General features: G+C 57.8%; 9 protein-coding genes and 5 pseudogenes. 11 read left to right on the top strand and 3 right to left on the bottom strand.

The features are described 5' to 3' along the window. Positions 1-42 precede the first annotated feature (42 nt). The 3 genes from AC0L3U_RS36655 to AC0L3U_RS36665 all read left to right on the top strand — a co-directional run bounded on the left by AC0L3U_RS36655 (position 43) and on the right by AC0L3U_RS36665 (position 2,695). Positions 43-183, top strand: coding sequence for a hypothetical protein (locus AC0L3U_RS36655; RefSeq protein WP_259219486.1), 141 nt, complete (start codon positions 43-45; stop codon positions 181-183). Positions 184-2,329: 2,146 nt separating this feature from the next. Beyond that, entirely contained in the window at positions 2,330-2,488 is a 159-nt protein-coding gene (locus AC0L3U_RS36660) for a hypothetical protein (RefSeq protein ID WP_259219483.1), read from the top strand. 18 nt (positions 2,489-2,506) lie between these two features. After that, positions 2,507-2,695 carry a hypothetical protein gene (locus AC0L3U_RS36665; protein ID WP_259219482.1) on the top strand — a complete coding sequence of 63 codons (189 nt, stop codon included), beginning with the start codon at positions 2,507-2,509 and terminating at the stop codon, positions 2,693-2,695. 338 nt (positions 2,696-3,033) lie between these two features. Here the strand turns inward: AC0L3U_RS36665 and AC0L3U_RS36670 are convergent, their stop codons facing one another. Next, positions 3,034-3,234 carry a hypothetical protein gene (locus AC0L3U_RS36670; RefSeq protein ID WP_259219480.1) on the bottom strand — a complete coding sequence of 67 codons (201 nt, stop codon included), beginning with the start codon at positions 3,232-3,234 and terminating at the stop codon, positions 3,034-3,036. 617 nt (positions 3,235-3,851) lie between these two features. After that, positions 3,852-4,732: pseudogene (locus AC0L3U_RS36675) on the bottom strand (transglutaminase-like domain-containing protein). Positions 4,733-4,911: 179 nt separating this feature from the next. Between AC0L3U_RS36675 and AC0L3U_RS36680 the strand changes: the two are divergent. From AC0L3U_RS36680 to AC0L3U_RS36715, 8 genes and pseudogenes are all read left to right on the top strand, one after another. Then, a pseudogene (locus AC0L3U_RS36680) lies at positions 4,912-5,804 on the top strand (transglutaminase family protein). 166 nt (positions 5,805-5,970) lie between these two features. Beyond that, a pseudogene (locus AC0L3U_RS36685) lies at positions 5,971-6,138 on the top strand (DUF1045 domain-containing protein); the annotation flags it as partial. Beyond that, the gene (locus AC0L3U_RS36690) at positions 6,099-6,419 is read left to right on the top strand and encodes a DUF1045 domain-containing protein (RefSeq protein WP_374762403.1); all 321 of its coding nucleotides are present in this window, start codon (positions 6,099-6,101) and stop codon (positions 6,417-6,419) included. The pseudogene AC0L3U_RS36685 and the gene AC0L3U_RS36690, both read left to right, overlap by 40 nt. A gap of 537 nt (positions 6,420-6,956) precedes the next feature. Continuing rightward, positions 6,957-7,493, top strand: coding sequence for a MarR family winged helix-turn-helix transcriptional regulator (locus AC0L3U_RS36695; protein WP_473364867.1), 537 nt, complete (start codon positions 6,957-6,959; stop codon positions 7,491-7,493). Positions 7,494-7,896: 403 nt separating this feature from the next. Then, positions 7,897-8,160 (top strand): annotated as a pseudogene (locus tag AC0L3U_RS36700) (DUF3551 domain-containing protein). Positions 8,161-8,460: 300 nt separating this feature from the next. Next, the gene (locus AC0L3U_RS36705; RefSeq protein ID WP_374762397.1) at positions 8,461-8,802 is read left to right on the top strand and encodes an aldehyde dehydrogenase family protein; all 342 of its coding nucleotides are present in this window, start codon (positions 8,461-8,463) and stop codon (positions 8,800-8,802) included. Beyond that, complete coding sequence (locus AC0L3U_RS36710; RefSeq protein WP_374762398.1) at positions 8,780-9,076, top strand: hypothetical protein; 297 nt, start codon at positions 8,780-8,782, stop codon at positions 9,074-9,076. The genes AC0L3U_RS36705 and AC0L3U_RS36710 overlap by 23 nt, the downstream gene beginning before the upstream one ends. A gap of 271 nt (positions 9,077-9,347) precedes the next feature. Then, a pseudogene (locus AC0L3U_RS36715) lies at positions 9,348-10,579 on the top strand (diaminopropionate ammonia-lyase). A 249-nt stretch (positions 10,580-10,828) separates the two neighbouring features. Here the strand turns inward: AC0L3U_RS36715 and AC0L3U_RS36720 are convergent. Next, positions 10,829-11,401: a GNAT family N-acetyltransferase gene (locus AC0L3U_RS36720; protein WP_259219478.1), complete on the bottom strand. Its 573-nt coding sequence runs from the start codon at positions 11,399-11,401 to the stop codon at positions 10,829-10,831. Positions 11,402-11,696 lie beyond the last annotated feature (295 nt).

Genomic DNA, 11,696 nt, shown 5'->3' on the forward strand with positions numbered 1-11,696 from the left:
AACGGATTGCTTTCATTGGGCCGCTGGACGGCTAAGACGCGAATGAGCAACAGATTTCTCTATGCCCCGGAAACCAAGCTGCGGTGTCTTCGAAATGCGCTGCGCTTTGGGAAGCTGGTTTTGGCGATGCACGAGCTTCGCAACGAGAGCGGCTGGTTCGCCGCTCTGGCCTCGGTGGTGTAGGAGCGCGGGCTCAGCCGCTGCGAGTGTAGGATCGACGTGCGGCTCGACACGCTTTCCCAAAGATCAGCCGTGGTGGTGCGTCGGATTGCGCCTTTTCTGCTCGGCGTGTGGCGCCGCAGGATCTGTCATCAAACATGAAGTCGCCGCCCGTCATCTCCTTCAGCTGGCGTCGGTCATCGAGCCGGTACAGGACGGCCGTGTCCGCATCGAGAAGATCAACTATCCCTTCCTCTACCCACTTAAGGGAACCGGCGCAGAGTCCATGAGGTGCGCTGTAGAGAAGGGCGAGCTGCATGAGAGCGGCACATACGTTTGGCTGCAGACACCCGCCGAGGATCTGCTCCGTCAGTAGAGGAGCGTGAAGGACAACCACGCCGCGAGCGACGCGCAGAGGCAAATTCCAAAATAAGGCAATACAAGGCGCATCGGGCTTCCCTCCGAAACGCAAATGTTGATCATCATCTCATGCGCGGACGACGACCACCAGGAATCAGGGGTTGCAATCGCGCGCCTTCCTGCAAGCTGGGCGGCGCGTTCCCAATGGAACATAATGCCCGATAATCACATTTCGGTTGCCGCGAAATTCAGCTTGCAACCAAGAAAAGGTTAGCGATAGATTTTCCGAACCGGGGCTGGCTGCATATTTCACTTGGATATTTAACCCGGCTTTTTTGACCATGCGCGGGCCGCAGCGATTTAACCTCCCGCTGCGGCCTTCGTACGTGCGGTTACACCCGCTAGCGCGGATCGGTGAACCTCTTTCTCAGCTTGCACGAAGTCTTTTCCCACCCCGGCGAAATCCTCCTGAAACATGCGGGGCGATACTGGCAGCATCGAACACGGGGATGCCAACATGCTAGTCCTGATGAACCTGATCTGGCGGCGCGTTGCTTATACGATGCTCGCCGGTATGCGGTCCAAGCTCGCCAGGCAGTAGGGTAGAGGGGCTGTCGCCTGGGGGCCGCCACATGCCCAAGCAGATCGCGATAGGCTTATGGTCCTTGGCTGCGCGCGTGATCGCATTCAGCAGGGCAACGCTGGTTGCATCGCAATAAAAAGGGGAAAACCCGCCGCCTCGTGAGACGGCGAGTCTCTATGCCCATGCGCACCGCGGTACTTGTCACCAGGCCGCGATGGCGGCTTTTGTACCTGTTAGGTATTGCCGGCAGGTTACCGGCTCGCTGGGCGTCTGCCGCTCGGCTGCCGTTCGGTGGCGGGCTGAAGGCAAAACGACGCCAAGGAGTCCGCTAGCCCAGCCAGCAGCGCGCCGGGCCCTTCTCTAGGTTTAGAGCGGGGGCGGTAGCTACGTCCCGCCACCGGGCGGGACCCGTGACCGCTATTCAGCTATCAGAGGAATTGCGTGAAGCGGTCGACAAATGGGCTGGTAAGCAGGAGGATCAGCCCGGCCGTTCCGAAGCCATTCGCCGAAGTCGGGATCGGGCTAAAGGCGAAGGCAGAATAAACGCATTCAACGGTCGAGGGGATGGACCATGAAGCGACTATTCGGACTTATCGCGCTGCTCATTGCGACTGGCGCGTTTGCTCAAACCGCTCCGCCAAAAGCCGCCAAAAAGCCGCCTGTTCAGGTCAAGCCGCAGGCGCCAATGGGATGCAAGCCCGTCGGCACGGTCAGGGGAACCAAGATTTGGGCCGGCGATTGTACAGCGCCCTCAGATCTCAGGGGCAGCGCACCAGCCGCCGAACCCACGGCGCCAGCAGAACCGCCCGGAGCGCCCGCTAAACAATAGCGGCTTCCTTTTCCGTTCCCTCCTCGCCGAGCGGGCGAACTTGCCATCGTCTGCTCTGAGGACGATATTCGGATTATCTAAGGTAACTTCCGGCAGCTTACAGGCTCATTTCGATGGAGGCTGCGATGCTCGCATTGGAATTGCCGCACTGGTTGATTGTTGCTGGCAGTGCGCTGGTGATGGCTGGACTTGTAGGCCTAGGGCTTACCCGAAACAAACAGGTTGAGAGTGATCCCCTTATGCTTCCGGGGGACGCAAGTTCATGGAGATCTGAAAGGGCCGATCCATCGGCGCCCTCGGGCACCAGGGATTCGGGCTAAAACCCCATTCTTCAGCGCGCGCAGGGAACATTTGACCTCTCGCCGAGTCCCTATCGGGACCTGCTTGTGAGGCGACCAATGGAGAAAGCGGTTGCCCATGCGATCTCAATCGGAATTGTCGGCTTCGGCGCCTGGGGCCTCGTTGCCGGCCGCGCCTCGAGCGTACCCATTTTCTGGTCATGCGTCGCTCTCGTCGCCATTGCAGTCGGCATCTGGAGCGCTTGCAGCGACAGCTAAAGCACGTTGCGGGCGATCATGGACCTGACGGCAACCGAGCGCGATTTCCTGAGCCGTCTGGCTTCGCAATTCTGGACCTGCCCGCCGTTGTTTGACCATGAGCTCGTCGCCCGGTTGGTCGAGCTGGGACTCGTCGAGGCCGAACTGCTGGCATCGGGCGAAGTCGCGTACAGCATTACCGCGGCCGGCCGAGTTACTTTGTCCTGATCGTGTGCCGCGTAAGTGCTCAGGAGGCGGGCTCTGTTATTTGTGAGAATGGCTCAAAACTGGCGGCGTGTCCGTCACGCTTCATCCGAACGCGCCTCCATCGCCAAAGCTTTCTTCAAACGGAGAATACCCCCGCCCTTCCGAGAGCGAAAGGTTTTGATTCTGCTTCGTTCGTATCGGCGTAATCTCCTAATTGGGACGCCGGAGGCGCGTTCCGTCTGTGAATGCACCCCGACGTTTTCTAGAACACGAACGCCTTTGAAGGTCGCATTTCTGCGAACGCTTCTCGAACAGTGCACGAACAGGATGTGATAAAAGAGAACGGCCCTCGGGACCATTTAGGGAATCTCGCTCCTGCTTCGGCTCGGTCCAATGCTGTGCGGCTTGTTGAGGACGAACTCGCGGTTGCCGAAAGCCGCCTCAGCGTATTGATCAATCGCGACCTGGATGGCCTCGATGTGCGCCCTGCACCATCCTTCACGGCTCGAGAGCCGCCGCGTCTGTTCGAGCGCCTTCAGGAAGTCAGGGGCGTCCTGCATGTCGGAAAAGTACTTAGGCCGCTCGGCTACTTCCTGCCTCCTATAAGGGGCCCCAACGCACAGAGCTGGGGCTTGGAAGCAAAAACGCCGCCTGCTCAATGAGCGCAGGCGGCGGCTTTCCAGCCCCGGGAGGGTGACGCGCAAAATCCCGATAGGGTCCAGGCTATCACGATTTGTGCGAAGGATTTATTAAGCGTCCTCGGTCGCCACTGTGGCGCGTACCGTCTCAGGCTTCACGTAATTTTGCCTTCCAAAAATCAGCTGCGAGTGCGCCTAGGAAAAAAGGCCGCCGAGAGGGAAACGAAACGTTGCCGCCGACGTCTTCTGCATCTTTGGACGGGAATTCGTTTGCAAGCCAACAATCCGAAAGAACTCAGCAAGCAGGTCCTCCATGCGGAACGCCTCTCCTACACAATCAGCAACATGCAGGCGTCCCGCACATTGAAGACCATGGCCGAACAGCGGCTGATGACCTTGAGCATTCGGAAGTGTCGGCTTGCAATCGGAAGGCTCAGCAAAACCTCCGCTCAAAGACAATCGCCGTCCCGCAGCTGGCAATGTGCGCGCGATTGTCGGCAGTAAGCATGCTTGGAATCCGTCGCAGTCGCAATTGCCGTTCAAGCAAACTGCCGCTGGCCCACCAAACCGTCGTGTGATGGATCAATGTTCGGCTGAAGCGGAAACGCTTCGTGAGCTGGCACTTCCTCAGTCACTACGTTGAAGCGCACAAGTCTCGTTGGTCCAAACGAAGTTGAGATAGCGACGTCAGCCGCGTCCCTACCACGCGCAATTACGACACGACCGATGCGAGGCTGATTATGCCGAGCGTCGAAAGTGTACCAATCCCCGCCGATGTACGCTTCAAACCATGCGCTGAAATCCATCTGCGCCGGATCCGGCGGAATTCCGATATCGCGCAAGTAGCCCGTGCAGTAGCGTGCTGGAATGTTCATGCATCGACACAAAGCGACAGCGAGATGAGCGAAGTCTCGACAGACGCCCGCTCGTTCTTGGTTACCTTCGAAGGCGGTGCGATCGCTTCGGGCAAAGTGGTAGCCGAACTGAATGCGGTCGTGCACATAATCGCAAATGGCTTGAACCCGCTGCCAGCCTCCGTTGATCTGCCAGAACGTGGACCAAGCAAAATCTGTCAGCTTTTGCGTATCGCAGTAACGGCTGCCCAACAGATATATTAAGGAGTCGTCGGCAACTCGTGCAGCGGGACCTGAGTAGCATTGGGTGCGACTGCATCGGGCAGACCACTGTCCTCGATGATGAACTCGTTCCGAATCTCGATCAGCCCGCTCGGCACGACTAGCCGCGTACAAATATTACCGAAAACATCTCTGTAATCCCTGGTATGTACAATCGGTGCCACGCGGATGGCATGGTCCGTCAAGATCTCTGACGCGCGGGACGGATGGACGGTGAGCATAAGCACCATCGGAACGTCCTGGAAGCACTCGAACACAATTTTGTAGCCTGCCCGAATCTTCAAAGCCGTGTCCTTACCCGTCTGCGTTTACTGTGGCAGACAAAGCCCACTGTCCCTTGTTTGTTCCGGGATCTTCTCAGGTATGCTGCTGAAATGAACGGCATTCGTGGTCGAACAAATCCATTTCCACGTGCGGCCTGCGATCAGGACCGGGTCTTATGTTGTAGTCCAGAGCGCATTCGATGATCGTTTACACCGTCCACCACAGCACCGTTTATCGCTACCGTAGGTCCGTAGGGCTTGGCCAGCATCAAATACTCTTTCGTCCGAGAGACAGTTTTGATCAGCGGCTACTGGACTGCAAAAACTTGAGGTAAGACCGGACCCGGTCGAAATCCGCTGGATACACGACGTATTCGGTAACTGCCTCACGCTGGTTGACTTCAACACCTTGGCAGAGGTGCTCGAGTTTGAAACGACCATCCGTCTTGAGCATACGCCGGAGAAAGCTCCAGGCTTTCGGATCGAGGAATACGCTCGGGAGCATCCTTTCGCTTATGACGGCAATGAACTGCCGGATCTGGTCCCATACATCCGTCGCCATTATCCAGACGACACAGCCGTCGACGAATGGCTTTTAAAGTTCGTGACGCCAGGTGTTAATCGCCCTACTGGTCAGTTGCTCATGACGCTCAACGAAGCGATCGCAGAGGCATTTTCCTACCAACGCCGTACGATGCGAGGCACTCAAACACCCGCGGAAACCATACATCTTAAACGGAGAACTTGCCGCGACTTTGCGCTCCTGATGATGGAGGCCGCGCGCTCGCTCGGCTTTGCCGCTCGCTTCCTCACTGGCTATGTCTATGTACCCGATCGCGATGGGGGCGTCCGTCTCGGAGGCGGCTCGACACACGCCTGGTGTTCGATCTACGTGCCAGGCTCTGGTTGGGTTGAATTTGATCCAACCAACGGCATCGTTGGAAATCGCGACCTTATCAGGGTTGGCGTCGCTCGGACACCTGCTCAAGCTATCCCGCTTTCGGGCAGCGATTGGGGCGCCCCCACAGATGAAGAAATCGGAACCGATAGACAAAGACGGCATGTGAATCAGCGGCCTTCGCCTTGCTATTGATACAGCGCAATTGGAACCGTGCTCGACCACCACGCGATCTACTACACGCCAGGTCCGGACCACCCGCAAACGGTAGCGGCGATTGGCTTGGGTACGACGCCTTTGAGGGACGCTCGCCCGTGGCCTCGGCTGCACTCGACGCCGCTACTACGAAGCAAAATTCGCCGTGTCTTACCATTGTGCCCGTCGCTACGGCTTCCACGCGACGCTCAAGCCGCCGTTCCGGCTGAAGGAGGGGTATAAAGTCGAGGAATTGGAGCGGGCGCTGCGCGCGTTCGTGACAGCTTGGCCTTCGTGCCCGATCGGTCCTCTGAAACTCGATCTAATGGGGGGCTTCTTTGGGCTCGTTCCCGTGAATCCGATTCCCACTTCGCAGGGCTTGCCTTCTGCATCGTCGAAGAGTTCGACGCTTCGAGCCCCGCTGAGTCAGCGCGACTTTCAACGGCGCTTGTGCAGTCAGCTCAACGAGCCCATCTTGTCCGATGGGGTTACTCGTACGTTTTCGATCTCTTCCGCTTCCACATGACCCTAACCGGTCGCGTTCTCGCCGATAGTCAGCCCGAGGTACGGCAGGAGTTGGATGCGGTCTTCGCACCCTTGTTCCTCGACGAATAAGGGTTGGATAGTCGGACAGCCGACGATCGAATTCTCTCGCTCGTCGGGCGGCAAAATCGGCTCTTGGACGGCAACACACGAGATACAACGCTACGATTGCGGTTGAATTCGACGTTTGGGCGATCGTTTTTGATGAATTCCACCGTATCGATTGTGCAAAGTTGCGATTCAGTTAAGCGCAGAGCTGCCGAGACATTCGAGCCCGTTGCCCGGATCCGAGTACGGTCTTCCCGCATTGGGGCAACCTGTGGCCGGAGCGTAAGAAACGTAGTGTCGCGCCGGTGCGCGACACCACGAATCGAGGGTCTCTTTTTGAAGGTGCATCTTGGCGACTTGGCGAAGCCAAAGGTTGGCAAGCAGTAGCCGCCGACATGTAGGCGGGGGTCTCGCCGGGAGTCACGTACTTGGGCCACTTCTTGGCATCCTCCGATAATCGACGGAAGCAAGCGCGTGAGGCGCAACACATTGTCCCTGTCTTTGAACCTTGTCAGCGCGAACGAGCTTTGAGCAGGGTCCTAACATTCGACGGCACCGCATTTGGCTAAGCAAGCAACGCAAGGGGGAAATGGCTCTGCTGAGAGTCAGGAGCTGGTGCGGCGATTAACGTTGGAGATCAGATCCCTCAACGTCTGTCTGGAGGATTTTCTTCACGTCCGAGCCGAGGCACTCGGCATTAGTGGAACACAATTGGCGATCTTGATGGCGGTGATGGACTTAGACAAGGATGGCGGTGCTCCGGCCGGAGTGGTCGCAAAACTGATGAAAGTCGACAAATCCTTCATCACGCTACATTCGAAGGCGCTGGAGAAAGTCGGATTTGTGCGGCGCAAAACCGGTATCAAGGATGCTCGGGTCGTCCAGCTCTCACTAACGGACAAAGCCCGTAAGCGTCTCGCGAACATCGCTGCACAACAGAAGGAACTGGATCAGTTCGTTTTCGGTGAGCTTGGCATCGAGGCATCGATGAGCCTGTCGAGCCGACTTGCTGGGCTCAGGAAGCGGCTGGAGAGAGCTCGCCTGAAAGCCGAACTGGACACCGGTGGGGCGTCAGACCGAGGGAGGGGCCGACGTTAGAAGGGAGGCGCTTTGGACGATCAACGGTTGCTTGAATGCATGGCCCGCATGCCCTCATGTGAAGCACCACCATCATGAGGAGCACAACGGTTCCTCGCGCCGGTCGGCCAGTCCCAGCGGTGGCAGGCTAAAGTTACCATTGTGGACCGGGAGCTAGTCGATTTGGGCGACGAATACGGGTTCAGCATGAGGCCAGAGTTCTCTGCGGAGCTCCAGATTTCTGGCTTCTCCAACCTGTTATACGCGGTCAGCCGCTAAGCCTTTGTGGAATCGCAAAGCTCTTGCAGATCGCGACAAAGTCCGTCGGCCAAGCCGACTACGAAGCTGTTTGCCATTGACCAAGATCAAAACATCAATTCTAGATTTTCTATCTTCTCAAGTCTGAACGGAGGTTAAAGGTCTCATGCGCAACCTTCCCTTTATCTGTGTGCTTGCGCTTTCCATCCTCATCGGCTTTGGATCGCCATTGAGTGCCGCTCCGCGGGGTCGTTTTTTCATTTCACCGGCTCGGCAGGACGTTTATTGCCTCCAGGGACGTAGGGGATATCCAGGCAATTGCCAGTTCTCGACCTATGACTAGTGCATGGCCACTGCCTCCGGTACCCTAGCCTATTGCAGGATGAATCCGATCTATGCATTCCAGCAACAAGGAGGGCACCCGCGCTGATGCGTGATCGCCAACTGTGGTCGAGACATCAGTCTTTGCGCCTATAAATCGACCCGCCCTGCTGGTTAAGCATTGGGCTTCCGCCTGGTTGGACGTCCTCGCTCGAGTACGCTCGCGTCCTCAGTTGCCTCGGGACGCCAAGCACAACGATCGGAACGGGATGGCTCATCGGCGTCACGCGCAATTGGGCAATCTTGTCGCACCGGCACCGGCCTCAATCCTCGACCAAATCCGACCGCCGGTTTCGGGGCATCCTGTCGCGGCAAGCGCCGCCAGGCTTTCGGAGGCGCCAAGAACCACATGATTGTCATGCCGAACGCCGATATGGACCACGCGGTCGATGCTCTGAAAAACCTGACGGCTAAGGTCCGCGCCCTGAACGTCGGTCCTGGCACTGGTCCCGAAATGGGGCCGCTAGCAACAAAGCCACATCTCGCTAAGGTCCGAGGCTACATCGACGCGGACGTACAAGAAGGTGCAAAGCTGATCGTCGACGGACGCGAACTTCGGCGTCAAGGCTATGAAGGGGGATATCTCATCGGTGGAAGTCTATTTGATCGCGTGACCACCGACATGACAATTTACTGCGAAGAGATCGATCTTCGGTCCCATCCTCGCGTTGGCTCGCGCCAACTCCTATGATGATGCAGCGGACATGATTAACAAGAACGATTTGGCAACGGCACCGCCATCTTCACCAGAGATGGTGATGCGGCCCGCGAGTTTGGTCGGGATTAACGTTCCGATCCCCGTGCCGATGGCGTTCCCCTCGTTCGGTGGCTGGAAAGCGTCCCTGTTCGGCGATCACCACATGCATGGTCCCGAGGGCGTTCGCTTCTACACCAAGCGCAAGACGATCATGACCCGGTGGCCGACGGGGTCCGCGCCGGCCCCGAATTCCTCATGCCGACGATGAGCTGATCTTTTGAAGGAGAGGGCCGTGGACGGGGCCACGGCCTTCCCACATAGCTGATCTCCAGACGCGCTGATAAAGCGCGCGGGCTGCAGTGTTTCCGTGAACTTTGCTCGCTTGTTGTGGGAAGATCGTCGATCGAAAACCTGGTCGTGGCAAAGGCGCGTGCAATACCCAGACGCTGCTTCAAAATGACCGCAGAATGCGCCACTTATATCGTCGTGAATGAAGTATTCCATGCAAAGCGCTCCCGATGAGGCAAGAAAGCCAAACCATGTTTCTCCTCAACCAGCACATCGACCACCGCACGCCCCTCGATGTCTCGGACGCCGACACGTTGAGTCTCGAAGCAGCTCGCGAGGTCGAGCGGTTTCTCAAGCATCGCGATGGTCACAAGGAAACCCCTCTTATTTCTTTGCCAGGCCTTGCCCGCGAGATTGGAGTGGGTTCGATCTAAAGGACGAAGGCCAACGTCTCGACCCTGGGAGTTTCAAAGCCTTGGGAGGTTCCTATGCTGTGATCCGTCTGGTGCTCGAGGAAGCAACTCGGCAGCTCGGTCGCGATGTTGACGTGTCCGAGCTGCACACACCTGAAGTGAATTCCGTGGCAAGAGGTATGACGGTCTCTTGCGCCACGGATGGTAACCATGGCAGTTCAGTTGCTCAAGGCGCCCAGCTCATTGGTGCAAAATGCGCTATCTTCGTTCATTCAGGCGTGAGCAACGAGCGCATCGCCGCCATTGCCCGCTTTGGCGCGCAGATGATCCACGTTGACGGCAACGATGACGATTCTGTCGTCCAAGCATCCCGAGTTGCGGCTCAAAAAGGCTGGATCACAGTGTCTGACACGTCCTGGCCTGGCTATGAGCGGATCCCGCGCTTTGTACTGCAGGGATATACCGCTTTTGTGAGCGAAGCACTACGCCAGTTGCCGGAGCCGCCGACACACGTCTTCGTCCAGGAAGGCATCGGTGGGATCGCCGCGGCCGTTGCTGGACATCTATCAATTCTGTTCGACGACGACCGCCCGTTCTTTACAGTTGTCGATCCCTCGCGGGCCGCATGCCTCTTCGAAAGCGCGCGGGCCGGGCGTCCTGTCAAGGTAGGTCATGGGCAATCGACCGTGATGGCGATGCTCGAATGCTACGAGCCTTCACTCGTCGCTTGGCGCATTCTTTCGCGCACAGCGGATGCTTTTATGACTGTCGACGACGAGGACGCAATCAGCGTAATGAAACGTCTGGCATATCCGACGGATGGCGATCCCGCCGTCGTTGCAGGCGAAAGTGGCGGTGTTGGCCTTGCAGCTTTGCTGAAGGCTGCTGCTGACCCGACCTTGCGTGGCAAGATTAGTCTTGGACCCAATGCACGGGTCTTCCTGATCAACGCCGAGGGTGCGACAGATCCTCTCCTGTACGAACAGCTCGTCAATGCGACGCCAGCGCAAGTGACCGCGAAGAACAATAAGCCGGTCAGGAAGGGGTCAACAGACGGGGCGAGCTCGTGAGCCTTTCATTAGCCGTCCGATCCGAACGCCCTGGGAGTCTGGCCAGCGTTCGACCCTTACAAGGCTCATCGCCGCGCAGACGCCGGCCCCTGCGTGGCGCAGGGCCTCGTGTCCCTTTGAGCTGGGCACGCGGATCAGCTCACTAAAATGGGGTTTGAGATGCGCCGGTGCTCTCTGACTTGTCGGCCGGACTCAAACCCCGCGCTACAAACCTCATCGCGAATTAATCGGGCGCCGGCAAATCGACGCTCACGCAAATTTTGCGGAAGACGAATCCGGGATACAGCGGTTTAGTGCGCGTTGCCGCCGAGGATCTAACCGCGATCTCCCGGCAGCATTACGTTTCGCACGTTGACTAGCTAAGCCGTGTAACGGCAACTTGAGGCGTGGACCGATCTCTGCAAAACCGGCCTTCAAGTACAATGCTGAGCTGGGGCTACGGCTCCACATGGGTTGCCTCGGCGCCCCCACTTCGAGCTGGCCCCAGCCTTTTACCGTCCCCAGGCCCACCGCAGCCTCAATGAGACGCATCGCGACCCCAGACGATCGCTGATCCGGCACCACGTAGAGTTCGGTGATAATACCGTAGGTTCCGCCCGCAAAAAGGGCGGCGCTTTCCGACAACATGATGAGGCCGACAGGGCGTGCCTCCGTGAAAGCCAGAAACCCATAGACGCGCTCTTTGATGGCCAGGAGGTCGACAACAGGCTGGGTATCTAGTCCGCCCTGCTTCTGTCCGCCCTCAAGTTCGGCGAGTAGGGCAGCAACCATGTGGGTCACCGTTGTGGCGTCATCGATAGAGACTTCACGCGTGCTCACCATGTCATATCCTCTTCCAAGTTTAACCAACATACGACCTGGTCCAGCGGCGGCATCGGGCAGGAGGCTGCCGCAGCACCCGATACAAAACAGATATGCCGCACGGTTGAAGGTCAGATGACGTCTCAGTTCACACCGCGGTGATAGCGTCTTTGTGTCGCTCCTGGCTAAGCTAACGCTCTCAGACAATCGAAAGATAACTCGTCGGACATCGTGATGGTCGTCTCCCTCCGGTGACGGCCGCCTTGTCAGGTTAAGGTGAGTGCTGTGTAACAGCGCTTATGGACAGCAATAAGTG

Source organism: Bradyrhizobium sp. Kon69, assembly GCF_055807515.1.